21 protein-coding genes, 1 tRNA gene and 2 pseudogenes are annotated in these 24,244 nt (G+C 64.3%); 8 read left to right on the forward strand and 16 right to left on the reverse strand.

What is annotated here, in order from left to right; genetic code table 11:
* Nucleotides 1-49 precede the first annotated feature (49 nt).
* Entirely contained in the window at nt 50-637 is a 588-nt protein-coding gene (locus tag ACPUD7_RS13585) for a GNAT family N-acetyltransferase (RefSeq protein WP_425120211.1), read from the reverse strand.
* A 166-nt stretch (nt 638-803) separates the two neighbouring features.
* On the opposite strand from ACPUD7_RS13585, the gene ACPUD7_RS13590 reads away from it, so the two are divergent.
* Nucleotides 804-1,130 (forward strand): GNAT family N-acetyltransferase, encoded by a 327-nt coding sequence (locus ACPUD7_RS13590; RefSeq protein WP_425120212.1) that lies wholly within the window; start codon nt 804-806, stop codon nt 1,128-1,130.
* A gap of 151 nt (nt 1,131-1,281) precedes the next feature.
* Here ACPUD7_RS13590 and ACPUD7_RS13595 read toward each other — a convergent pair whose 3' ends face one another.
* Both ACPUD7_RS13595 and shiA read right to left on the reverse strand, forming a co-directional pair.
* Nucleotides 1,282-2,313 (reverse strand): zinc-dependent alcohol dehydrogenase, encoded by a 1,032-nt coding sequence (locus ACPUD7_RS13595; protein ID WP_425120213.1) that lies wholly within the window; start codon nt 2,311-2,313, stop codon nt 1,282-1,284.
* 32 nt (nt 2,314-2,345) lie between these two features.
* Nucleotides 2,346-3,722 (reverse strand): shikimate transporter, encoded by a 1,377-nt coding sequence (shiA, locus tag ACPUD7_RS13600; protein WP_425120214.1) that lies wholly within the window; start codon nt 3,720-3,722, stop codon nt 2,346-2,348.
* Nucleotides 3,723-3,909: 187 nt separating this feature from the next.
* Between shiA and ACPUD7_RS13605 the strand changes: the two genes are divergently transcribed.
* Nucleotides 3,910-4,707, forward strand: a complete 798-nt coding sequence (locus ACPUD7_RS13605; protein ID WP_240689701.1) for an IclR family transcriptional regulator domain-containing protein — start codon at nt 3,910-3,912, stop codon at nt 4,705-4,707.
* 191 nt (nt 4,708-4,898) lie between these two features.
* On the opposite strand, the gene ACPUD7_RS13610 is transcribed toward ACPUD7_RS13605, so the two are convergent.
* From ACPUD7_RS13610 to galU, 3 genes are all read right to left on the reverse strand, one after another.
* Nucleotides 4,899-6,920, reverse strand: coding sequence for a hypothetical protein (locus tag ACPUD7_RS13610; protein WP_135539081.1), 2,022 nt, complete (start codon nt 6,918-6,920; stop codon nt 4,899-4,901).
* Nucleotides 6,921-7,029: 109 nt separating this feature from the next.
* A complete protein-coding gene (locus ACPUD7_RS13615; RefSeq protein ID WP_135539083.1) occupies nt 7,030-7,635 on the reverse strand; it encodes a GNAT family N-acetyltransferase in 606 nt (201 codons plus the stop codon).
* Between the two features lie 162 nt (nt 7,636-7,797).
* A complete protein-coding gene (gene galU / locus ACPUD7_RS13620; protein ID WP_135539085.1) occupies nt 7,798-8,700 on the reverse strand; it encodes a UTP--glucose-1-phosphate uridylyltransferase GalU in 903 nt (300 codons plus the stop codon).
* Between the two features lie 45 nt (nt 8,701-8,745).
* Between galU and ACPUD7_RS13625 the strand changes: the two genes are divergently transcribed.
* Both ACPUD7_RS13625 and ACPUD7_RS13630 read left to right on the forward strand, forming a co-directional pair.
* Complete coding sequence (locus ACPUD7_RS13625) at nt 8,746-9,417, forward strand: 5-formyltetrahydrofolate cyclo-ligase (RefSeq protein ID WP_425120215.1); 672 nt, start codon at nt 8,746-8,748, stop codon at nt 9,415-9,417.
* Between the two features lie 217 nt (nt 9,418-9,634).
* Nucleotides 9,635-9,775 (forward strand): annotated as a pseudogene (locus ACPUD7_RS13630) (FmdB family zinc ribbon protein); the annotation flags it as partial.
* Nucleotides 9,776-9,789: 14 nt separating this feature from the next.
* On the opposite strand, the gene ACPUD7_RS13635 reads toward ACPUD7_RS13630, so the two are convergent.
* Nucleotides 9,790-9,945 carry a hypothetical protein gene (locus ACPUD7_RS13635; RefSeq protein WP_425120227.1) on the reverse strand — a complete coding sequence of 52 codons (156 nt, stop codon included), beginning with the start codon at nt 9,943-9,945 and terminating at the stop codon, nt 9,790-9,792.
* A 163-nt stretch (nt 9,946-10,108) separates the two neighbouring features.
* On the opposite strand from ACPUD7_RS13635, the gene ACPUD7_RS13640 reads away from it, so the two are divergent.
* Nucleotides 10,109-10,738: an SAF domain-containing protein gene (locus tag ACPUD7_RS13640; RefSeq protein WP_135539088.1), complete on the forward strand. Its 630-nt coding sequence runs from the start codon at nt 10,109-10,111 to the stop codon at nt 10,736-10,738.
* Nucleotides 10,739-10,980: 242 nt separating this feature from the next.
* Complete coding sequence (gene mscL / locus ACPUD7_RS13645) at nt 10,981-11,445, forward strand: large conductance mechanosensitive channel protein MscL (RefSeq protein WP_135539090.1); 465 nt, start codon at nt 10,981-10,983, stop codon at nt 11,443-11,445.
* Between the two features lie 184 nt (nt 11,446-11,629).
* On the opposite strand, the gene ACPUD7_RS13650 is transcribed toward mscL, so the two are convergent.
* Both ACPUD7_RS13650 and ACPUD7_RS13655 read right to left on the reverse strand, forming a co-directional pair.
* Nucleotides 11,630-11,827 (reverse strand): hypothetical protein, encoded by a 198-nt coding sequence (locus tag ACPUD7_RS13650; protein WP_135539092.1) that lies wholly within the window; start codon nt 11,825-11,827, stop codon nt 11,630-11,632.
* Nucleotides 11,820-16,595: a DUF4011 domain-containing protein gene (locus ACPUD7_RS13655; protein WP_205683333.1), complete on the reverse strand. Its 4,776-nt coding sequence runs from the start codon at nt 16,593-16,595 to the stop codon at nt 11,820-11,822. The genes ACPUD7_RS13650 and ACPUD7_RS13655 overlap by 8 nt, the downstream gene beginning before the upstream one ends.
* A 107-nt stretch (nt 16,596-16,702) precedes the next feature.
* Between ACPUD7_RS13655 and ACPUD7_RS13660 the strand changes: the two genes are divergently transcribed.
* Nucleotides 16,703-16,775 (forward strand) — tRNA-Arg (locus ACPUD7_RS13660).
* Between the two features lie 208 nt (nt 16,776-16,983).
* On the opposite strand, the pseudogene ACPUD7_RS13665 reads toward ACPUD7_RS13660, so the two are convergent.
* The 3 genes and pseudogenes from ACPUD7_RS13665 to ACPUD7_RS13675 all read right to left on the reverse strand — a co-directional run.
* Nucleotides 16,984-17,088: pseudogene (locus ACPUD7_RS13665) on the reverse strand (hypothetical protein); the annotation flags it as partial.
* Nucleotides 17,089-17,398: 310 nt separating this feature from the next.
* Nucleotides 17,399-18,745 carry a sodium/glutamate symporter gene (locus ACPUD7_RS13670; RefSeq protein WP_135539093.1) on the reverse strand — a complete coding sequence of 449 codons (1,347 nt, stop codon included), beginning with the start codon at nt 18,743-18,745 and terminating at the stop codon, nt 17,399-17,401.
* 16 nt (nt 18,746-18,761) lie between these two features.
* Entirely contained in the window at nt 18,762-19,898 is a 1,137-nt protein-coding gene (locus tag ACPUD7_RS13675) for an FAD-dependent oxidoreductase (protein ID WP_167854394.1), read from the reverse strand.
* A 195-nt stretch (nt 19,899-20,093) separates the two neighbouring features.
* Between ACPUD7_RS13675 and ACPUD7_RS13680 the strand changes: the two genes are divergently transcribed.
* A complete protein-coding gene (locus ACPUD7_RS13680; RefSeq protein WP_425120216.1) occupies nt 20,094-20,978 on the forward strand; it encodes a MurR/RpiR family transcriptional regulator in 885 nt (294 codons plus the stop codon).
* A gap of 88 nt (nt 20,979-21,066) precedes the next feature.
* Here the strand turns inward: ACPUD7_RS13680 and ACPUD7_RS13685 are convergent, their stop codons facing one another.
* The 4 genes from ACPUD7_RS13685 to ACPUD7_RS13700 all read right to left on the reverse strand — a co-directional run bounded on the left by ACPUD7_RS13685 (nt 21,067) and on the right by ACPUD7_RS13700 (nt 24,013).
* Nucleotides 21,067-21,330 carry a hypothetical protein gene (locus ACPUD7_RS13685; RefSeq protein WP_425120217.1) on the reverse strand — a complete coding sequence of 88 codons (264 nt, stop codon included), beginning with the start codon at nt 21,328-21,330 and terminating at the stop codon, nt 21,067-21,069.
* A 618-nt stretch (nt 21,331-21,948) separates the two neighbouring features.
* Nucleotides 21,949-22,185 (reverse strand): hypothetical protein, encoded by a 237-nt coding sequence (locus ACPUD7_RS13690; protein WP_135539099.1) that lies wholly within the window; start codon nt 22,183-22,185, stop codon nt 21,949-21,951.
* Nucleotides 22,186-22,245: 60 nt separating this feature from the next.
* Nucleotides 22,246-23,310 (reverse strand): universal stress protein, encoded by a 1,065-nt coding sequence (locus tag ACPUD7_RS13695; protein WP_135539101.1) that lies wholly within the window; start codon nt 23,308-23,310, stop codon nt 22,246-22,248.
* 202 nt (nt 23,311-23,512) lie between these two features.
* Complete coding sequence (locus tag ACPUD7_RS13700) at nt 23,513-24,013, reverse strand: HNH endonuclease (RefSeq protein ID WP_425120218.1); 501 nt, start codon at nt 24,011-24,013, stop codon at nt 23,513-23,515.
* Nucleotides 24,014-24,244 lie beyond the last annotated feature (231 nt).

Below are 24,244 nucleotides of genomic sequence, written 5' to 3' on the forward strand. Positions count from 1 at the left end.
GCCGCCCACGGACGACTGCTCAGACTCGCGGGGCAGACTCGCAGCGAGCTCAGCTCAACCGTTTGCGCAGCAGCACGAACTCGAGGTCGTCGACCTTCGGCACCCCGAAGCGTTCGTCGCCGTACGGGAAGGGCTCGACTTCTCCCGTGCGTTCATAGCCGCGCCGCTCGTAGTAGGCGATGAGCTCTTCGCGCCTGTTGATCACGCTCATCGACATCGCGTGTGCGTTCCACCGTTCGACCACCCACGCCTCGGCGAGGTCGATCAGCGCCGACCCCACTCCCTTGCCCTGCCCGAGCGGGGACACCGCGAGCACCCCGAGATAGGCCTCCCCATCCGCGGGTTCGCGCACGTACACGCTGGCCACTGCCCGTCCTCGGGTGTCGCGAACGAGCAGAATCACAGAGTCCGCCTCGGCGAGCATGGCTTCAGCCATCGGAGCGTCGAGGCGTTGTCCGTCAAGCAGGTCCGCCTCGGTCGTCCACCCCTGCTTCGACCCCTCACCGCGGTAGGCCGAGGAGACGAGTTCGACATAGTCGGCGATGTCGGCGGCGGTGAGTTCGGCGACTTCGAACCCGGCCTCGCCCAGGTTCAGACGGTGCGCATCGACCGTGGTCGCCGAGGGGTGTGAGGACATGCGGGTGACTCCTAAGTGAGATGACGGACAGCGGCAGTCGGCGCTCGACCGCTGCCGGATACTGCACCAGGCTAGTGCCTGCCGCGCTGACAGAACTATAGTGTCAGCTGTCAGGACAATGACATTCGCGCAGTGCCACCGGCACGGACATTCGGGAGGAATGACCATGGACATCGAAATCTCCGGAGAGACCTTCACCATCGCCGAGAATGCTGCGGCCCACCGTTTCACTATCGCCCATGCCGGCAAGGTCATCGGCGCAGCCGATTACGTCGACCGTGAGGCCGGCCCTGACGACACCGCCGACGGCATCGTGCGCACCTTCACCCACACGAATGTGTCCCCCGAATGGGGTGGACGCGGCCTGGCCGGCCAGCTCGTGCGCTATGCGCTCGAGACCAGCGCCGAGGCGGGGCTGAAGTTCCGCACCACGTGCTCCTACGTACAGAATTTCCTGCAGAAGAACACAGAGTTCGACAAGTACGTCGCCTGAGTTTCAGTTCGCACTCCGTCGACCGGTGGTCGGTCGTCGACTGATCATCAGTCCTGCGTTCGCTCGTCAGCCGGGACTCGGCGCACCGAATGAGGGACACCCTGCCGAGGCACCTCTGCCCCGAAGCTCCTTGCCGACCCCGAGGAGGAGGTCACCGGCGCATATCGACCCACTGCTTGACGCCGCTGCGGCGTTCGGCACCTGGTGCGAAGAAGCTCGGCACCGCGGAGAGCGCGACCGGCGATCCTAGGATCCTCTCCGCGGGGACGGTGGGAAGCAGGGCGACGGCCGCGGCCATGTCGTTCGGGTGCTCATAGATGAAGGAGCCACTGATCCGCAGCTGCTTCTGGACGATGTCGAAGCTCGAAGCGCCGAGGTGGTGGTGGTCCTCCCCGACGAGCGTGACGTTCACGAAGGGCATGAGGTGGTCGACGACTGATGCCAGAGCCTCGGGCACCCCTGCCGCGTCGATGACCGCATCGGGGGCGGGGCTGGTGCCCGGCGCAAAGGGGCGGGCACCGAGCTCGACTGCGAGGGCTCGTCGTTCGGCCTGCGGTTCGCTGATATAGGGGCGATACCCCTGGCGGACGAGGATCATGGTCGCCAGCAGACCCTGCGACCCGGCCCCGAGGATGAGAGGCGTCTGCGAAGACGTCAGCCCCGCTCGCCGGATCGCCGCGGCGGCGACCGTCAGCGGTTCGGCGCACACAGCGCGTTCGATCGGCACGTCGTCAGGGATCCTGTGGCAGAAGTCGCTGGGATGGTCGACGACCTCGGCGAGGAACCCGGGTTGGGTGAGAACGCCCGCGCTGAGCCGGTGCGTGCACGCCGAGGTGGTGCCGAGCCGGCAGTAGCGGCAGCTGCCGCAGGTGATATTGGGTTCGAGCACCACCCGGTCTCCGACGGTCCACTCGCCGTCTCCGAGCCCCACTTCGGTGACGACGCCGATGCCTTCATGGCCGAGTCTCCACGGGAGTTCCGGCGGCGTGCGGCCGCCCGAGGCCAAAGCGTGGTCGGTGCCGCAGATGCCCACTGCGAGCATCTGTATCCGCAGATGCCGGTCGGCCACGCGGCCTCGCGGTCTCGGGCTGCTGAGGAGTTCGACCTGGCCGGCAGCGGTGATCTCGGCCGATCGCATCCGGCCATCCTGCGGGACGGGTCGTTGAGCAGCATGTTCGACCATGTGCGCAGTCCCGTCTTCGGCGCCTCTGCGCATCAGACCGTTTCGGGCTTGAGCGCGACCGTCGCGGCAGAGGAACTGCTGCGTTCGGCCCTGCGCTCGACCTGCCACTGTCGGACGAGGTAGAGCGCGATTCCGATCGAGACGAGGCAGCCACCGGCAAGGTAGGCGCCGACGAGGTACCAGGTGCCTCCGCCGAGGCCGACGAGGAATGTGGCGATGAACGGAGTGAAGCCGCCGGCGATCGCGCTGGCCAGCTGGTAGCCGACGCCGGCACCGCTGTAGCGGAATTCAGGGCTGAACATTTCGGCGAACAGCGGCTGTTGGACACTGACGACCGCGTCGTGGGCGATGTTGATCAGCAGGACCGCGAAGATGACGATTGCCACCAGGTTGCCGCTCTCGAGAGCGAAGAAGAAGGGGATCGCGCTGACGAGTCCGACGATTCCGCCGGTGAGGTAGACGCGAAGGCGACCGAACTTGTCGGAGAGATAGGCGAACGCCGGGATCGTCACGATTCCCAGGCCGCCGACGACGAGGGTGACGTTGAGCATGACGCTGCGGTCGAAGCCGAGCTCATCGGTCGAATACGACAGTGCGAAGGTCGTGACGATGTACATGGTCAGCAGCTCGATGAAGCGCAGCCCCACGATCTGGAAGATCTGCGCCGGGTAGCGCTTGAATGCTTCGAGGATCGGCAGTTTCGCCACCTTGTCCTCGTCGGCGTTCTTCACTCGTTCGAGGTATTCGTCTGATTCCTGGACCCCGGCACGGATCCAGAGTCCGACGAGGACGAGCACTGCGCTGAAGAAGAACGGAATCCGCCAGCCCCAGGCCAGGAATGCCTCCGGTGAGAAGTTGCTGCTCAGAAGTGCCACCAGTCCAGTGGCCAAGAGGAGTCCGACGGAATAGCCGATCTGCACACCGCTGGAGAAGAAGGCACGCAGCTTCGGCGGCGCACTCTCCACCGCCATCAGAGCGGCTCCGCCCCATTCTCCGCCGACGGCGATGCCTTGGACGCAGCGCAGAAGCACGAGCAGGGCCGGCGCCAACCAGCCGACGGTTCCGTAGGTGGGCAGGACGCCGATGAGCGCGGTTGCCACACCCATGATCGTCATCGTCCAGATGAGCATCGACTTGCGGCCGATCCGGTCGCCGAAGTGCCCGAAGATGATGCCTCCCAGCGGCCGGAAGACGAAACCGACACCGAAGGTCGCGAAAGCGGCGAGCGTGCCCGCATGGGAACTGTAGTCCGGGAAGAAGAGTTCGCCGAAGACCAGCGCGGCGACGATTCCGTAGAGGAGGAAGTCATACCATTCGACGACCGCCCCGATGAACGACCCCGCAGCCGCTCGTCTCGCCTGCTTGAGCTCGTCCAGTCCGGATGCTGTCCGGGCGTCTGCACTCGTCATGTCATTCCCCTTCGAATGGTGGGTCTTCCTCTGTCGGCACACCGTCTGGATGTCGCCTCTGTCCCAGTGCACAGTAGCACCTTGTTCGCTGTTCGTACACATGTGCACTATGCGCACATTACTGGCCGGACAGGATGCTTCTGCGGGCCGTACTGGTCGCCCTGGCCCCGGCAGATACCCTGGAGAAGTGAAATCAGAGTCGAATTCCAATCCGCAGCCCGCGTCCGGGGACCATTATGTGAAATCGGTGGAGAAGACGCTGGCCGTCCTCCTGGCGTTCAACACCGACAGTCCGCATCTTTCCGTCACTCAGGTGGCGAAGGCGACGAGTCTGACCCGAGCCGCGGCACGGCGCTTCCTCCTCACCCTCACCGACTTGGGGTATCTCAGTTCGGATGGACCGACCTTCTCCCTCACCCCGCGGGTGCTCGACATCGGTGCCGGGTTCCTCGCCGGCCTGGATCTGCCGAAGATCGCCCAGCCGCATCTCAATCAGCTCGCTCACGAACTCGACGAGTCGGCGACACTGAGCATTCTCGACGGCGATGACATCGTCTACATCGCCCGTGCCGCCGCCCCGCGCCTCCACGCCGTGACCGTCAACCTGGGCAACCGTCTGCCGGCCTGGGCCACGTCGATGGGTCGCATGCTCATCGCCGAGCTGCCCGAAACCTTCCAACAGGAGTTCCTCGAGCGAGTCGAAATCTCGCCATTCACTGACCACACCGTCTCGTCTGCGGCCGAGCTCGGCAAGGAACTGCACCGCATCCGAGCCCAGGGATGGTGCCTGGTGTCCCAGGAGCTCGATGACGGACTGCGAGGATTGGCAGTCCCGGTCCGTCGGGGTCAGAATACTCTGGCCGCGCTCAACGTCTCCCTGCACACCTCACATCTTCGCGGTCTCTCGATCGAAGACGACCTGGTACCGCACCTGCAGCGGATCGCGGTGTCAATCGCCGAGGACTTCGGCGGTCGGGCGGACTGATCCGGCGCCGACGACGCCCTGCACACGAAGGTGCCCCGCACTCATCGGTGCGGGGCACATCGGGTCCACGCCGAGCGGTCAAGGACCTCAGATCAGGGAAGTCGGCCCCGCCTCGGCAGTCGGCAGGATCATCGGTGGCCCCTCCCTCGGCGAGTTCAGGTGCGGCGGCGAGTTCAGGCCCCTCTGCGGACTCAGGCGCGGCGGCGGGCGAGGACGTCGTTGACCGCTGAGAGGTCGGCGGACTTCGTGGTCCGGATCGCCTTACGGCCGTGCTCGAGCGGAGAGTCCTCACGGGCCGAGTCACTGAGTTCCGGACGGTAGCCGAGTTCCGCGGCGAACTGTGCGGCGATCTCCTCACGGCTGCGCGCTTCAGTCTCGTACGAGCTCGCATCGGCTGCGGTGGCTTTCGGCACCGCATGCTCAGCTTCCGGAGCGTCGACATAGCTGGGCACCGGCAGAGGCGTCGGCGACCAGCCGTCGCGTGACTTCAACCGCTGCATGAACGGATCTTCGACCTTCGGGGCGGCAGCGTCGAGTGACGCGTGCACGTCTTCATCGGCAGCGGTGCCCGCCGAGGCATCAGTGCCTTCTGCCTCGAGGTCTGCACCGAGAATGTTCGACGAGTCCGCATCAACGGAGCCTTGGGCCGGCTCGCCCCCGCCTGCCTCTGCGGCGGATGTCTCAGCTGTCGTCGTGTGCTCCTCTTCGCCCTTCGGAGCTTCCTCCGTGGTGCTGTCATCGACGATCGGAATCGGTCCGGTGAGCAGGACCTGGCGTGTCGTGTGGCCTTCGCTGGCTTCCTTGCGGATGCGCACGAGTGGAATCTCGCCGGTGTCGGCTTCTTCGCGAGACTTCTTCGCCTCGGTGCTGCGGTTCGCCTTCGCTTCTGCGCTGCGGGCCATGGCAGCACGAGCCTGTGCGGCCTTCGTCGTTCCGCTCGCACCCTGCGCCGCAGCGGCGATCCGAGCGGCGGTTCCGCTCGAGACCGGTGCCGCGGGGGCGCTGCCGGCGGCGGTTCTGTCTGAGGGCGCCACCGCGGTGGCGCTGCGCTGTTCCTTCACGTTCACGGTCGGGGCCTTCGCCTCCGAAGTGGACCGCGCGGAGGTCGACCGCGCGGAGGTCGACCGCGCGGAGGCGGACCGATCCGAAGTGGCCTGCGCCGAGGTGGCCCGCGTAGGTGCGGTGCTCGACTTCGGTGCAACGGGCTTCAGTCCGCGGAGGCGCTTCTTCACCTCGAATTTGCGCAGGTTGAGGGTGCGCACGATGAGCAGGGAGACGACGGCGAGGCCGAGGAAGACGCCGGCCAAAGCGATGTGCACGACCGAGAAGAGAGCGAGGACTCCGGACACGAGGATGCCGAGCATCGAGGCCAAGAAGACCAGCGCGAAGCCCTTCACCATCGTGTTCAGCGACTTCAGGGACTCGCGCAGAGTCGTTGCTTGCTCAGTCATCGCATGTTCCTCGTCGGTTCCGCTGCTGGGATGGGAAATCTGTGGACCGTTCTCTGATCGGGTGGACTCGACCTCGCCGAGGCGACCGCCCCGATCCGTGTCCGCCGCGCCATCGCGTGGTGCGCCGCCTCGGGGGCCCTGGCCGGTGACCGGTCGCGATCCGGACGATGCCGTGGAACCCGTCGCCGAGGTGCGCGGCGAGTGAGCCTGTGGGGTGCGTCCCGCCCCGGTCTGCTGCCGGCCCGCCTGGGAGCTGTCGTTGAACACTGCGTGGACGGCGGGGTGGAGCAGGCGCACGTTGTCGGCTCCGACTCCGGCGCCACCACCGGATGCGGCCCCACCGTGTCCGGCGGGGCCACGATCGGCAGACAACGCCGAGTGGGTCTCGCCGACCGCGACAGGTAGGACGTTGAGCTGGGAGTGTTCGGCCGCCTCGGGGATGGTGTGGCTCTGTCCATGGCCGTCGATGACGGCGAAGGCAGGAGTCGAGGCCGAGAGGCTCAGGGTCGGTGCGTCCTCGCCCGGGGAGACCTCCGGGCTCGGGACCGACGGCGTTCTGCGGGGTTTGTCGTGGAAGACCTGGGTGCGTTCCGAGTGGTCGTGCCCCGGGTTCGGAGTCTCGGCTGCGACGACGGCCGCGTTGTCGGGAACCGTGTCGATTTCGGCGCGCGAAAGTTCCGTCGCGGACTTCCGAATCATTGCGGGCACAGCAACGGCGAAGACCACGACGATGGCGATGACGACGATGATGCTGGTGTCCACACTGCCACCCTAAGTTGCACGCATCGACGAAGACGTGAAGGCACTAGGTGTGTCGGTCAAACGGGCACGAAGTTCACGCAATTCTCAGGCTGGGGCGGCAGAGATTCGCTCACTGCGGTGCGGTTCCGCTCGTCCCGTGCCGGTAAGCGGCGAGCAGGCCCTGCGGGACCTCCTCGGCGAGGAGAGCGAAGGTGCGGTGGTCGCACCACTGCCCGTCGATGTGCATATAGCGTTCGCGCAGCCCTTCGTCGCGCAGACCGAGCTTGTCGACCACACGCAGGCTCGCGGTGTTCTCCGGGCGGATGTTGATCTCGATGCGGTGGAGGCCGAGGGTGAAGAAGCAGTGGTCGGCGGCCATCGCCACGGCGACCGGGGTGATGCCGCGGCCGGAGACTCGCGAATCGATCCAGTAGCCGATCTGGCCGGACAGGATCGAGCCCCAGCTCAGACCGGAGACGGTGATCTGTCCTCGGAATTCACCGCCGACTTCGATGGCGAAGGGCACGCTCTGCCCACGTTTGGCCTGTTTGTCCTGCATCCGGACCATGGTGCGGAATCCCGGCAGCTCCTGGCCCGGAGCGGGCAGGGTCGCATCCCATGGGCGCAGCCAGTCGCGGTTGAAGCGGCGGACTTCTCGCCAGGCGTCTTCGTCGCGACGTCGCAGGGGACGCAGCACGATATCGGACCGGCGGTCAGTCAGGATGACAGGCCACACGCTGCTGCCCTCGCTCTCGGGTTCGGTTGCGGTCGGCTGTGCGGCCCGGGACGGAAGGACCGTGAGCCGCGGTCCGCTCGAGACCCGCGGTCCGCCCGAGACCCGCGGTCCGACCGAGACCCGTGGTCCGACCGGGGTCCACAGCCCGCCCGGGGACCGTGGTCAGTCCAAGGTCGGGACGAACTCGCGCAGCCAACCCTTGAGGTCATCACCGAGGTCCTCACGATCACACGCGATCTGCACGACCGCCTTGAGGTAGTCGAGTTTGTCACCGGTGTCATAGCGGGCGCCCTTGAACACGACCCCGTAGACACCGTGCCCGTTCGCGTCACCGGCGAGTTCCTGGAGCGCGTCGGTGAGCTGGATTTCGTTGCCGCGTCCGGGCCCGGTCGTCTCGAGGACGTCGAAGATCTCCGGGGCGAGCACGTAGCGGCCGATGACGGCGAGGTTCGAGGGAGCATCCTCGGCGGCGGGCTTCTCCACCAGACCGGTGACCTTGACGACTTCGTCATCGGACGTGGTCTCGACGGCGGCACAGCCGTAGAGGTGGATCGCTTCGGGCGGGACCTCCATGAGTGCGACGACGCTGCCGCCGGTCTTCTCCGCGACTTCGATCATCTTCGGCAGGATCGGGCTGCGTTCGTCGATGAGGTCATCGCCGAGGAGGACGGCGAAGGGTTCGTTGCCGACGTGCTGGCGACCCTTGAGCACAGCATGGCCGAGGCCCTTCGGGTCACCCTGACGCACATAGTGGATATCGGCGAGCTCGGAGGGGTGACGCACAGCGGCGAGCTTCTCGTCGTCGCCCTTCTTCGCTAAGGCGGCTTCGAGTCCGTCGACCCGGTCGAAGTGGTCCTCGAGCGGTCGCTTGTTCCGGCCGGTGATCATCAGGACGTCCTGGAGGCCGGCATCGACGGCTTCTTCGACGACGTATTGGATCGCCGGTTTGTCGACGACGGGGAGCATTTCCTTCGGGGTGGCCTTTGTGGCGGGGAGGAACCGAGTTCCGAGACCGGCGACGGGGATCACGGCCTTGCGAACGGTGCACTGCGCTTCATCACTCATGAAGTCATCTTAACGAATCCGCCGCCCCCGGATAGTCTGAAAGGCGTGGATCCACAAACTTCGAAGGCGCAGCTGCGGTCCCGCATCCGCTCGGCTCGCGCGAACCGCTCCCGCACCGAGGCGGCCCCGGGCTCAGCATCGACCGATTCCCGCACCGAGACGGCCCCGACCTCCCCTCCGTCCGTTGCGGACTCAGCGTGGGAAGTCATCCGCGCGGTTCCGGTGCGCGCCCTGCTCGGTTATGCGGCACTGCAGGGTGAGCCTGACCTCGACCCCGCGCTCGATCGTTTCCTTGCCTCCGGCGGGACCGTCTACCTGCCGGTGGTGACGAAGGTCGGTCAACCGCTGCTGTTCGGTGAGATCACGGGATCGATGTCACGCCTCGAGCCGCAGGGGAAATGGGGGATCCGCGAACCCGCAGACGTTGCCGAGCTGCTCACTGCCGCACAGCTGCTGTCACCCGAGGTGGGCCTTGACCTCGTGTTCGTTCCGGCGCTGGGCTTCGGCCTCGATGGGGCACGGTTGGGCAATGGCGGAGGCTTCTATGACCGTACCTTCGGACCACAGGGGGTGGCACCGCTCGGGCGGGAGGCTCGTGTTTTCGGGGTGTGCTTCGCCGAAGAGCTCGACCTGTCCGGACTCGTCGCCGAGGAGTGGGACCTGCGCATCCCTTCAGCGGTCACGGAGGACGGCACCCGCACCTTCGCCTCGTCGTGACGGCCGCCTGCGACGCAGACGACCCCGCCACGTGACAGGCGACGACCGTTTCAAGTCGACCGGCGGAGACTCCCGCCACCTCGTGAACACTGACGGCTGGGGAAACACGACCCACTCAAGCGCGTTGATGTGTGGATAAGCCTGTGCACAAACCGCACCGGTGCGCATCCGAGCACCTGACGTGCACTATAATCTTCTCGTCGAAGAAAGGTCTCGAATGCCCGTTTACTCCTATGCCTGCAAGAGCTGTGGTCACGCCTTTGATATCCATCAGGACTTCAGCGATGACTCGCTCACCGTCTGCCCGGAATGCCAGGGTCGTCTGAAGAAGGTCTTCGGCGCTGTGGGCATCAGCTTCAAGGGCTCCGGCTTCTACGCCACCGACTCCCGTTCCTCGACGTCGAGCACCGCCGGCTCTTCGAGTTCGTCGAGTGCTGACTCATCGTCGAAGGACTCCTCCGGCTCTTCGTCGAGTTCGTCCTCGCCGGCTTCGTCGGGCTCGTCGTCCGACTCGTCGTCCGCGAGCACCCCGGCCGCAGGCTGAGCACTCCCACCTTTCCCATCGCGGAGGTGACTGCCGCTCCGGCACTTGTCGCGACTCGAACACCGCTCGCGTGTGGATGACGGACTTCCATCCACAGGGTCAGGATTCGTCCTTGCCGACGCCCGCTGATCCGTCGATGCTCAGGCCATGAGCTTTCTACAGCGCATCCGCGAGACCTCGACAAGCTGGGCGCGATCGGCTCGCGTCCGACCACAGCGGATCTTCGCCGCGGTGTGCCTTGCCAGCGCATGCGCATTGATCGTCTGGATGTTCACTCCCGACGAGGCCGGTACGGCGGTCGTCGTGGCCCGGTCCGATCTGGCCCCCGGTGCGGAACTGACTGCACAGGATCTCACCCTCACGGACTTTCCTCCCGACCTTGTCCCCGACAAAGCTTTCACCGCTGTCGAGGAGGCGAAGGGCCGCCACACTTCGGCGGGCCTGTCGAAGGGTTCGCCGCTGACAGAGTCGATGGTCCTCGACCAACAGGCGCTGCCGAAGGGAAGCCGGGATCTGCTCATGCCGATCCGTCTCGCCGATGATGCCTCCGCGGCCCTGCTGCAGCCCGGGCAGCGGATACGACTCTTCTCATCCCTTCCCGACGGCGGATCGGAAGTCGTCGTCGAGAAGGTGACGATCGCACGGCTCGTTGATAAACCCGACGGAATAGCCGCCGAATCAGGGCAGCTTGTATCGGTGATCCTCAACGCAGAGGACGCCGGACGTGTTGCCGAATTCGCCGGGCTGCCGATCAGTTTCGCAATTCTGCCCCGCTGAACATCCCTCCCAGCCACACCGGCTGCGCCCCGTCGCCTCACTCATACCGGATGGCTGAGCGGCAGGTTGCCGACTGAACACGGCGTGCCGAAGAGTTCCTATCTGTGGAATGGGTCAACAATGGGGCGGTGAGACTCGCGCCGCATTTCTGCTGACAACGTGTTAACGATGTGTACTATTGGAACGTAATCGGCCAATACTCAACCGCATTTCAGCGAACACACGCCGAAAGGGTTTCTCTAATGTTTAAGGGCTTCAGAGACTTCATTCTCCAGGGGAATGTCGTCGAACTCGCGACAGCGGTCATCATCGGCGGCGCCTTCACCGCGATCGTCACCGCCTTCTCCGACAAGATCATCAACCCCCTCATCGCCGCCGTCGGCGGTGCCGAGGGCCCGGCGCTGTCTTTCCAGCTCAAGCCGGACGTTCCGGAGACGACCATCGATCTGGGTGCGGTCGTCACTGCCGCGATCAACTTCCTCATCGTTGCCGCCATCGTCTACTTCATCATCATCGTTCCGATGAACAAGCTCAACGAGCTGCGTAAGCGCGGAGTTCCCGAGGAAGAAGTTCCTCCGACCACCGAGGATCTGCTCGGCGACATCCGCGAGATCCTGCGCAACCAGACCGCTTCCGCTGCCGGACCTGCTGAGGGCCCCGCCAGTGACGGCGGACCGTTCGATCCGAACCAGCCCCCGCGTCACTGATCCGTCGGCGCACGAGAAGGGCCCGTCCACCACTTGCTGGTGGACGGGCCCTTCTTCATTCCCGAAACAGCTCGCGTCTTCCTGAGAACCTCGGGCTGAGATCTCGAGCTGATGTCCTCGCGCTGTGGTGCCCGCCCCGCGATCCGTGAACTGAGCTCCGTGAACTGAGATCATCACCGAGCAGCTATGACCAGTGGGGTGGCTTCTGCGAGCGATAGTAGTCCTTGCTGAAGCCGCCTTCTCCGGTGTCGGCCTCGTTGCGCAGCGTGGCCCGGTAGCGGCGTTTCGCCGCTTCGACCCGTTCTCTGCGCTCTGCTTCGTCCGCCGGAGGATCGTCGGACACCGCTTCGCTCGGCGCAGCCTCGTCGGGCTGCTCAGGCATCGTCGTTCTTCGACTCCGACTGTGCGCTGTCCTCGGATCCCGGCTTCGCATCTCCGGCGGACTCCGCCGCGTCATCACCGGCCGAGTCTGACGTCGCTTCGGCATCGGCACCGTCGGCCGCCTCGGCGACTTGGTCGTTGCTCGCGGTCTGGACGAGTCCGGCGGACCGGAGCTCATCGGCGCGGATCTTGCCGGTGTCGAAGGTCGGCAGGATGTCATCCTCCACGGGGCCGGTCGAACCCGAACGCGGGATGAGCACCTCGGAGCCGGTGACCTTCTTCGCCTGCGCGTGACGTTCACGGTACCGATCGACCGCTGCCTGCAGCCGGGAGTCTCCACGGGTGGAGCTGCCCTTCTGCGCGAGCGCGGTGCGCAGCAGATCCTTGATCTCCCCGTCCCCGCGCACGACCGCATCGGACTGGATCCAGTCGATCATCTCATCGAGACCCTCCGCCGAGTACTTATGCATCGGCAGTCCCGGCACGAGCTTCGGTCGGCTGCCGGTACGCCCCACGACCACCGAGGCGGCCCGGGCGGCGTTGAGCACGGCCTGCGGGCTCATCGTCTCAACCGTGGTGCGCCAGACATCGAAGATCTTCTCCGTCTCGGTCTGCGGATCGACGAACGCATCGGTCGACCACACACGCATGAACTTCCATCCGCGTCGGCTCAGCTGTTCGGGCAGCACCCGGTCACGCTGGCGCAGGCTGCGCATCGACGCATATTCGGGACCGTCGCCGGCGACGGCGATGATCATCCCGTGTTCGTCCTCCGCCGAGTTCGCCACGGCCAGGTCGATGCCGTTGTAGTGTTCATGGGCGACGACGCCGAGCTGGAGCAGACGATCGGCGATATCGCCCATCAGCGGATCGTAGATCTCGCCGTGCGGTCCGGGCTGGCTGACGCCGCCGGTGGCGATCTCTTCGAGCAGCTGCGGCAGCATGGCCGCTCCCCCGCTGAGTCTGCTGCGCTCGAAGTCGTCGGCTTCGATGCTCGAGACCAGGGTCAGTCGTTTGCGCGCACGAGTCATCGTGGCCGCGAGGATACGCCTGCCGTCGGGGCCCGAGAGCGCGCCGAAGTCGTGGATGACCCGACCGTGGACGGTGCGCCCGTAGCCGAGGGTGAAGATCACCGCGTCGCGGGACATTCCCTGCACCCGTTCGGCGTCGGTGACGACGAAGGGCTCCTTCGTCGAGTCGCTGAAGAACGCCGCCACATAGGGCAGGTCCTTCATCGCCCGCGAGATCGCCGTGGCCACCCTCTGCGCGTGATGTTGGGTGAGCGCGACGACGGCCAAAGACTCACGCGACCGGTTCCGCGCGTGCTTGAGCACGAGTTCGACGACGCGTTTGACCTCGGCATCGGGACTTTCGACCCGCCCGGTGCCGATGTCCGTGGGACCGCGACCGTCGGCGACATAGGAGAATTCGAGCCCGCTGCCCTCCCCCGTGTGCGCGGTCGGAAGCGTCGAGATCGTCGAATCGTAGAAGTGCCGGTTGGCTAGGTCGATGAGCCCGACCGGGGACAGTCGGTAGGAGTTCGACAGCCGCATCCGCGGCAGGAACTCGCCGAGGTGGTCCTGCACAGAGCGCGGATGGTTCCCATCGTCCATCCCGAAGCGGTCGACGGCGATCGAGAACGGGCGCGGGCCGAGCAGTCGGGAGTCACCGAGGGAGATGACCTGGCGGGCACGCGTGATGCCGGGGACGACGTCGACGACCGAGAGTCGCCCGGCGTCGGCGATGACCACGGCGTCGAAGAGCGGCAGTGCGGAGAACAGCTCAGGCACCGTGTAGGGACTGCCCATCCACACCGGGGCCAGGGTCGTGAGCAGCTCGGGCGCCTGGGTCGAGATCCGATTCACCGAGGTGTGCTTCGACAGCAGCTCCTGCTTGATGACTCCGGCGGCGATCGGGTCGGCTTCGATGCCGCGCTTCCAGGCCTGGGCATGGTTGTACCGCAGGCGGGAGGCACCGGCGGCAACGAAGGCGCGGTCGTTCTCCCGGAAGTCCTCGGCCACCTGGTGGAGAGCGTCACCGTCGTGTCGGCCGATCGCCGGGTCTTCGCCGGCCATGGTCTGGAGCACCGAGGCCCAGTAGGCGAGGTCGAATTCGGGGCCGACGAGGGAGTCATCGACCTTGCGCCTGCGCAGATCGGCCATGAGGTCGCTGAGGCCCTCGGCATCGAGTTCGCGCTGCAGGCGGGAGCGTTCGGGCAGTTCGGCGAGGTTCTCCGAGTCTCGGCCCATCGCCTCGGTGCGGGCCTGGAGCTCCTCGATGAGCATCGAGCCGAGATCGCCGCCGTCGGGTGTGGTTTCGAGGATCGGCGAGAGCTTGGCCATATCGGCTTCGACGCTCTGCAGGATCTCGTCGGCTTCGAGCACGCCGCGCGGAATCTGCGGGCGACCGTCGTGGCCGGCGAGGTCGGAGAGGATCACGCGTTGGGAGCGGACATCGATGAGGGCCGAGTGGAGGTCGGCCACCTCGGCCCCGGGACGGAGGAACTCGGCAGCGGACTTCTTCAGTCGGCGACGCTGCATCATGCCCATCTCGACGCCGACCTCGGTGCGGTATTCGGGCGTTCCGGTGGCCGCGATGAGGTCGTCGAGACGGTGGTCGTAGACGTCAGGGGCGAAGCTGTCGAGGGTCTTGCGCACGCGCAGCAGCACCCGGATCGCCCGAGCCCAGTCGTCGACGTTGCGACGCGGGTTGAGTTTCGCCTTCTGCAGGACAGGTTCGGTCGCCTCCACCAGGTCCGGGATCATTCGGCCGATGCGTTCGGCGACGGTGCGTGCGGCTTCGGCTTCGTCGACGGATTTGAGATCGGCACCGAACCAGACGGTGTCTTCGACGTCGAGGGTGAAAGCGCCGAGCGAGGCGAGTTCACCGAGCTTTCCGCGCAGCGCATTCCGGCGGTCTTCACTCGCCCCGAGGATGTCCTCGCCGAAGCGTACGGGTGTCTGCGGAGAATCATCGCCCGAGGTCAGCTCGGCGAGGTGCTGCATCGTTTCGTAGACGGAGACGTCCCAGGGGGCACGTCGGCGATGGAGAGACGAGACATGGTCGGCCAGCGTCGCCCGCTGTTCGTTGAGGTCGTTGAGCAGCTTCGACAGGTCGGGGCGTTCGGACTTCTCTGCCGAGCCGATGAGGCCGATGAGCTGTCTGCGGATGTCCTCCGAGCCTTTGCGGGTATCGACGGCGAAGTCGGAGAGGCCCACCTCGTCGAGGCGGGAGGAGAAACTGTCCAGCGCGTCGGAGGTCTGGGCCAGGAAGAGAACGCTCTTGCCCGTGTGGGCCAGCGTCGTGGCGACTGCGACGGCGACCTGAGTGGCGCCGGTTCCGGGCGGGGTATCGACTACGACCGAGCGACCGGAGACGGCAGCGTCGACGACGGCCTGCTGGTCGCCGTCGACGTCGATGACGAGGAACTCCTCCTGCGGTTTCCGGTCAGGAAGCGGGGTGATCGGTTCCTTGAGTGCGGCAGGGACGACATCGTCGTCGGAGGTCGATTCGGCTTCGGCGGTGTCGCTGTCGGCGTCCGCGGCCTGGCTTTCTTCGACGGTATTGCCGTCGGAGTCCGTGCCGGTGATCGTCGTGGCCGCCTGAGGGTCCGTGGCATCCGATTCGGTCACTGCGTCCGCCGCGGACTCATCGTCGGTGGAGCCCGGGGCCCGACCGGCGGCGGGTTCTGTTGATGCGACGGCGGAGTCGGTGGACTCGTCGGAGCCGGTAGTCGCCGAGTCCTCGGGCGACGCGGCGCTCAGCGGCTCGTCGGTGATCGGCACGGTCGGCTGACCGTAATCGTCTTCGTCCCAACCTGGTTCGACCGGCTTCTCGTCCGTGTCACCGGGCTTCTCGCTGGAGTCGGTCAGGGTCTCAGCCGACTTGTCGTCGGCATCCGGCGTGGTCTCCGTTTCCGGTTTCGCCGGGGAATCCTCCGGTTCGACCGGATCGTTCGACGCCGCTTCGGCCTTCTTCTCCTCGGCCGGTGACAGCGTGTCCCCCGCTTCGGCTGCCTGTGGCACGTACGAGGGTCCGCCGAGGTTCGCCCGGACGTCTTCGTCACCGGCCAGAGCCCGCAGGACGGGGTGCTGCGTGGGCAGATAGTCGGTGGAGAACGGGGTCGCGATGTTCGCGAAGGTCGAGATGATCAGACGGTGGTTGACCCGCAGTCCTGGGACGCTCTGACCGAGCTCGCGGAGGCGGTCGAGCGCCGGCCCGGGGTCGAACCCCTGCGCTCCCCCGGTGGCATCGATCCAGTCGTCGACGGGCACCTCGAGGTCGTACTCCTCGTGGAGGTGCTGGACGAGGGCCGGGTTGATCGTGATCTCGTTGCCGAGCACGATCTCATAGTCCTCGACTCGTGAACCGCGGGGAACGAGAGTGATGTGGCGCATGACCACAGGAGCGTTGAACTTGTACTTCGCGTCCTTCTCCGTCCACGACGCGAGGCCGATGGCCAGATGGGCGGCGCGGATGCCGCGCTCATTGTCGAGCTGCTCGGCCTTCGAACGGATGGATTTCGCGCGGCGACGTGCGTCGGCGAGGATGTCGTGATCGCGGATCAGGCTCGATAGGCGGGTGGCTCGACCAGCCAGCAGCTGCGCAAGACCGGAGGGGTGGGCGCCCGAGAGGTCGATGCTGCCGTCGCGGGAGTCCCTGAAATGAAGCATGGTGTCGCGACCGCCGAGGTGGGCGGCCTGCTTCTTCCACTCGGCAAAGACCTCTCCGAGTTCTGGGAACTGTTCGTCTGCAACGGAATCCGACACAATCCGACCCTAACGAGAAACTGCTGTTTATCAGTGCTGGCACACCGTGGAACACTGAGGTTTCTTCTACGCTACACTGGGTGATCGTGGTTGAGCACGACCACCTGGCCCCCGTAGCTCAGGGGATAGAGCACCGCTCTCCTAAAGCGGGTGTCGGCAGTTCGAATCTGCCCGGGGGCGCACAAAAAGTCCTGGTCAGACCTCCATCGCAGTGTTTACTCCGATCATTCTTGCTCACTCGGTCCGCAAGAGCCTCCGCCCGCCGTTCTGCGAGCTTGTCGGCAACTGCATCCAAGTCTTCATCAAAGAGGTCCGAGTTCACATCGAGCGTGGTGCTGGGCTTGTCGTGACCAAGCATCCGCTGCAGTGCAAGTACGGATGCCCCTGCGGACACCGCGAGCGAAGCAGCAGTATGCCGTAGCTCGTGCGGAGTCAGCCCATCGACGCCGGCCCTCCTGGTGACGCTATCCCTTCTGGGGTTTCGGAATCTCATCCACTAAATCGCTCGGAGCTTGCGCAAGGCGGATCGATTCAGTCCTCCATCGCGCCCTTAACTGCGAAGTGCCCTTTTGAAGAGTCGTGTCGAGCTCATGGTGGCCGCCCTAGTGGCAGGGCCTCGGCGAGGGAGCAGTTGAGGCTGCAGCCGCGGGGGCGTTTCCCGAAGTAAGAGGGCACCGGACGAAGCAATCACCGACTCGCGGACACGATCGATCACGATGCTACCAACGGAACTACCCTGCTGCCGAGAGGCACTTTCAAACACTACACGCCGCCATGCCCGACGATCACGCGAATTTTCCAGGCTAATGGACCGACGGGATACGCGAGGCGCTCTTTCGTCGTGAAAGCGCGAATGCGAGCAGAATCGCGAGAATTGCGGTTCCACCCCAGATTCCCACTGCGGTCCAAGTCAGGCCGGCGATAATTAGTGTCGGAACGAACGTCACCGCAAGGATCTCATTCTGATTGGCCACCCCTTGGAGAGCGTACTGCTCGAGCGTGCGCGATTGCATATTAGGATCGACGATTCGTAGCAGTGCGATGCCTTGCGGAACCGCACCGAGGGCCCAGCCGAAGGTGAAGATTTGCTTCTCGAACCAGTTCTCTGTAAGCACTCGCGGTGCGATGACTAGTCCGATAAAGAGGACGAGGGCCAGGCCGCAGGCGAACAGGATTACCAGCGGAATGGCGTAGTCGGCGACGACAGCGGGGGAAATAGAGGCGATTCCGCAGAGTATGAGGACGTCCGTGGCCACTCCGGAGATCGAGTTCATCGATGACTCATCGACCAGCCGATTCGCCTTGAATCGCTTGAAGAGCACGTTAACCAGCAGTCCAATAAGGAAAGCCACTGAGAACACGGGAACTGAGATTCCGGGCATCAGTTCCTTGAGCCACAACTGGATGCCGTATGCGGCGGCACTGATTGCGGCGATGATCCCGACTTGAAAGGCGAGGGATTCAATGCTCGAGCCAGAGAATACATGCCTACCGATGATCGGCCGCTCCTGAGTATCGCTGAGCACTCCGGTACGCACCTCTTTAGGGATGCTCGAGAGACCAGCGTAGTGCTTAGCGTACCCGCGTTCGGCGCCGACCTTGGCCAGGATGATTCCGCCGGTGATGCCGATTAGCAGACCCACAGTCGCTGAGGTGATTGCGAGGTCGGTGATCTCAGGATATCCCGCCTCGGCGAAGACCTGGCCCATGGCCGCGGCCGTGCCGAAACCTCCGGCCCAGCCAGCGAACAGGACGACTCCGAACGAATCAGTTACGTCGAAAACCGGTTTGAGCAACAAGAGCACGAGGACGATTCCGAAGACGACCTGTACCGAATACATGAATACGGTGTAGCCAAAGAACTGGCCGATCGAACGGCCGACTAGCCCGGCGCGGAAATCAGTATTAATCGCGATGCATGCGAATACGATGACGACGAGCACGGACGAATAGTTGCCGAATTCCTCAGAGAACGGCAGGACGGCGAGTCCGGACGGGCCGAGCGCAAGACCCAAAGCGCCGCCGATGACAGAAGAAGGTACGAGTAGCGAACGGAGCGGTTTGATCCACGCGCGCAGTCCGGCGCCGACGGCCAGGAGGGCGCCGATGAGACCCGCGTCAGTGAGCAAAGCCCAGGCGTTGAAATCCATGGTGTGTCCTCGGTCCTCAGGCGTCGCCGACTTTGGCGAACCGGTCGATGCGATAGTTGTGGAGGGAGAAACGGGGCTCACGCTCGAGTGCAACATCAATCGATGCGCGAGCCCATGCTGGCGTGAGTTTAAAGCCGTGACCGGAATATCCGGTTGAGACGGTGACTCGTGGCGAGGCCTTATCGATGATCGGCCGTGAGTCGGACGTGTAGACGTCCATGTGGATAGAGCTGCGTATGGGGTAAGACGATAGGCCGTTGAGAAAGCCACAGATAGTCTCCGCACTTTCCTCAACCGTCGCTTGGTCGAGTCGGTCTGGCAACAGCGCGGCATTGTCGATCGGTTCTCGTCCGTGTCCCGACCCCGCTTTCATCGTCATGCCGTCCAGTGATGGGAGCCCGTAAACATGTTGACCGTTCTTGTCACGGATGAAACCTGGAAAGGTGCCGGTGGAGAAATCGTACTCGGGGTCAGTGAGAAACCATAAAAGTGGGATTGGGCGGATGTCGAGGAGCGATGACACAGCCGGGACAAGGTCCTTGGTCCAGACACCGGAGGTGACGATGACCTGTGAGGCCGACCATTCCTCGTCGCCAGCCACGATGCGTACCCTGTCGGGGCCTTCTTCGATGGCATCGACGGGGGTCCTATCGAAGAGTGCGGCTCCTGCCCGCCGCGCAGCATCTTGGAATAGCCAAACGGCTAGTTCGGGTCGCAGTACCCCGCCGAGTTCATCGATGATGGCGATATCGTCGGCAGTGTCTTTGAGCTGAGGTAGCCACGTCGAGATCTCGTCGCCGTTTAGCCGGGTGTGCGGAAGTGAGAACTCGTCAACGGAATCGAGCACGCCGCGCATCTCGTCCGAGCTTTCGGCCCCGATCGAGGCGACGCCGTTGCGCAGAAAAACGTTTGCGCCGCTCATGCGATCGAGTCGGCTCCACTCTTGTCGGGAATAGAGTAGGGCGTCGACGTATTCAGGCCCCTCGTGGTATGCCACGCGAAACAGACGACTGTCGCCAGCGTAGGCAGCAGTTGGGTGTAGAGCGGTGGCACGCTCGAATCCTGCGACACTATAGCCAGCCTCAGCGAGGTCCCGAGCGATGAGTGAACCCACTGCACCGAGCCCGACCACTGCAACATCGAAGTTCGTCATTGAACTATCTCCTTCAGTCTCCATCCGGGACATGACCGCCCGAACGAGCGATATTTGTTATGCAAAACACATTGCTTCAATTAGAGTAGATTTTTCTACATTGAGGTGTCAATGCGTAGCAAAATAAATCATTACGATGCGGCCACTCCCCGAAAGAGTGCCCCGCGCGGGGCACGGCAATGCCATACTGAAGGAGTGAAGCGATCAATTCCGACCGAGGCTGCTGACCGGCAACCTGCACTCACACGCGCGGAGGCACGGGTCCAGCTGTATGCCCGTCAGGACCCACTGGCCTTCGCTACCTCGACGGCCGTAGAGATTGCCGAGGCGAGTTCGACAAGCGATGCAACTGTCGCGAGGACGGCGAGGAAATTGGGATTCCATGGCGTGCGAGAGTGGAAGCGCGTGTGTGCAGATTCGGTCGATTCGACTCTCGGCCTCGACGCTCTACTCCGCGTTCGGCTTGACAATCTCAGTAAAGCGAAGTCTGTAAAGTCCTCCGGTGGTCTCGCGCGACAGGTGCTTGCCTCCTCTGCAGAGGCATTACTTGCTCTAGCCGAGATTCTCGAGTCCTCAGCGCTAGACCACGGCGTAGACGAGCTCGTGAACGCGCGACGGGTGCTCGTGTACGGTCTCGGCGCGGCTTATCACGTCGCGGAATACCTCAGCCTCGCGCTCGAGCGGGTCGGCGTCGACGCGAGAGCGGTCACCGGCAGCGGTCATACATTAGCTGATGCGATTCCCCGGCTTCGCAGCGATGACGTAAGTATCGTTCTCGCCCCGAGGCTACTATTTCCGGACATTGTCTGGTATGCAGAGGAGTCCGCTCAGCGTTGCGCGGCGACGATCCTAGTCACCACTGAACCTGCGCCCGAGCGCCTTCGGCAGTCGACAATTACTCTCAGGTTGCCATCGACGGCCCAAGTTGTCGCAGATGATACTATTCTCACTCTCGCTCTCGCTGATGTGTTCGTCGCTGCCATCGCCCGGCAGGAGCCGAACCGTTCGCTTGCGACCCGGCAGGCCGTTCAGATGTTTCGCGATCGGATCTACTCGGGTCAACGGTGCGATTCCCGGTAGTGCGAGCGTGTTCAAGCACGATGCCCGCGGATCGCCGCCGGGATATCGGCATCTCACCCGCCACGTCGCCCGGAGCCTACTCGAGACGTCATTCAGGACGCGATTGCACCCTAAATGCGATGCACCGTGTTAAGTACTCGTCAGATGCGAGAAGCGCGAGCAGTTCTTCGTAAGTAATGGTGCGAAGCTCAGTCTCGCCCTCGTTCATGAAGCGAATCCTCTCGGAAAGTGGGTTCGGGTCGTGTTCTAGGCAATAGATAGGCTGCCCACCACCTGAACCTTCCGCTTTAACGCCGCCCACTGTGCAGATGACACCGATCTTTTGAAAGGTGAAGGCTTTTGAGACGAACATTCCGCAGTGCTTGCAGAAGGCGGACGAACCCAGCGCCGTTCATGAAGCCACGGGCTTCAAACTCGTGCTCGTTGGCTTCGGAAGAAGAGCGCTGTATTTCAAACATGCGGCTTCTTCTGTTACTTCAATAGTTGAGCCTTCACCGCGTATGAACGTTCGTGGTGAAGTTAGTGCCCCTATGTCTAAGTCAAGGGGCAGCGAAGAATTGGCCGTGCTCATCCACCTTGAAGATGAGTTGCGTGACAAGGGGTGTTCGGTGGCTAGGGCCGATGCCGCTCCTGGGTCACCGCCCACAGTGTCCATCGATGTGCTTTCGATACTCACGATTTTGCCACCTTGAAGCGCATCCTTGGTACTAGAGGCGAAGTAGGGCGGCCTTGCCGGAGTCTTTCTGTTTGCGCACCCGGACCCGCAGAGCCTTTGCTTAAGCCGAGTTCATTTACCATACGGGTGATCGCCCCGTTTGCTGTCCGGGATCGGCCTGGGTGTGGATGACGAGTTCTACGGCACGGGACTTGAGTCCGTCGGTGTATTTCTCTGGCAAGAGAAAATCCCCTTCTTCCAATCTCCCTGACTCCAACATCCCCGAGGCGATTCATCAGTCCTGAGCAGATCCGACTACTGCTTGTGACTGAGCGGGCTCACGGGACTCTCCTTACGGTGATCGTCGCTGTCAGGGCCGAACCGCGCTCGCACGTACCATACGCATTCGACGATTCCCGTTAAGAGTGCCGTATTGATGATCCAAGTCGCCACCAGTGTCAGGTCAATCTGCTTGTGCATCAGCACGGCTGCTGCGGCTCCGAACAGAAAGCTGGTGGCCGCAGCAGCGAGCACGAGAATGAAATGTTTCATCTGGTCATCCGTTCTTGCCCGATGAGGCGACCTGCGGGCAGATGCCGGGTCCCGAATTCCTCAGAGCCCGGGCTCCTGCGGAGCCTCGTGCTGCTTGCGACGCCCGTGATCCCGCGCGACGCGCACGACCATCGTCGGGCACTGCGAGTACGGCAGAACCGACTGAGAGGTCGACCCCAGAAGGAGACCGGCGAATCCGCCGCGTCCACGCGAACCGATGACGAGCACCTCGGCCGTGTCCGAGGCTCGCACGAGCACCTCGGCGGGCTGACCGTCGAAGAGCGTCCACGTGACGTCGAGGTCCGGGAACTCCTCCGCGAGGCGCTGCTTGGCCACGACGAGCTTGTCCGCACCTTCGTTGACGAGGCGTTCGAGATCGGCGGTGCTCGGCAGCCATTCGGGACCGATGACCGTCGTCGTGATCACGGCGACGATATGCAGCGGGGAACCACGCCGGACTGCCAGTCGAGCGGCCTTCCACAGCGCCGGGGATTCGGCACCGAGGGAGTCGACACCGACGACGACCTTGCCGTCGAAGCGCAGCCCCTCGATCGCCTCGGCGTCGGCATCGTAGTCTTCGACCTCGACACCGTCCTGGCGGATCGGGCGCGAGGAGGTCGGGTGAGCCGGCCGCTCGGCCCGGTCGTCCCAGCAGGCGGGTACGACAACGGTCGGGCAGGCCGAGTGCGCCGGCAGTGCACTGGAGACCGTGCCGAGCAGACGACCGGCGAAACCGCCGCGACCGCGCGAGCCGACGACGGCCAGACAGCCGGTCTTCGACTCGTCGATGAGCACGCCGGCGGCATCGCCGATCTCGATGACTGCTTCGACGGGAACGCCGGCGGCCTTGACCTCGGCCGCAGCTTCCTTGAGCGTGTTCGTCACGGCCGCTCGGATCGAGCTGTCGTCGATGGGCACATAGGAGACGTCGATCGCGGCCGCGGCCACGCTCGGGATCGTGTAGGCGCCGACGAGGCGGATCGGCCGGTTGAGTGAACGCGCTTCCTGGATCGCCCAGGCCAGGGCATTGCGGCTGGGTGGGGAACCGTCGATTCCGACGATGATGGACTCGGGTTCGCCGGCCGGAGCCGGGTCTGGGTTCTGCGGACGGTCCTGCTCACTCATCGCAAGCTCCTCGGGTCGAAGCGAACTTCTGTTTCGTCCACCCTAGAACACATTGCCGGTGAGTACTTCACCTATGTCACATCGTTATCCGATTTCCACCACAGTGCGGACAACACCGTCCCCTATCTGGGATGATGCTGAACGTTCACGGCACCTAGACGACCGTCGGGCGCAGCCTCGGCGACAGACAGGCCCACGCCCCTCAGGCGGCTGCGGAGAGCTCGAGGAACGGACGCCATTTCTCGACGGGCTTCTCGATGCCGCGCATCCACAGCTGGCCCAGCCGGGGCTCCTGGGGACGGAAACTGAGCTTCCAACCGATTTCGTTCAAGGTGCGGTTGCCCTTGCGGTTGTTGCACTCTCGGCAGCAGGCGACGAGATTCTCCCAGCTGTTCGCTCCCCCGCGCGAGCGCGGAACCACATGGTCGACCGTATAGGCCGGCTTGCTGCAGTAGGCGCAGCGATGGTTGTCCCGGCGCAGGACACCTCGGCGAGACAGGGAGACCCGGCGATTGTTCGGCGGTCTCACATAGCGGGTGAGCAGGATGACTGAGGGCTGATCGAGACTCATGTGCTCGGATCTCACCGGGATGTCCTCTGCGGCCAGCACCGTCGCCTTACCGGTCAGCACGAGCACCACGGCGCGTGTGAACGGCACGATCGACAGCGGTTCGTAACCGGCATTCAGCACGAGAGTCTTCATATCTCGCCCCTCATCTTCTTCTCTTGGGGGCCGAAACCGGCTGCCTCGGCCCCAGGAAACACAAAAGGCGCCGTGCTCATGGGCACGACGCCTTGAAAGAGGGCACGGAGACACGTATGTACTCCGCACCAGAGACTGGAGCGGCTATTCGAACTATTCGACTATGCCCCATCTGCTTTCCTTCTGATCGACGGTGCGATGCTGTCGCGTCGAACCGTACAGAGAACTCAA

This window comes from Brevibacterium sp. FAM 24630, from assembly GCF_049804075.1.
GTDB lineage: Bacteria > Actinomycetota > Actinomycetes > Actinomycetales > Brevibacteriaceae > Brevibacterium.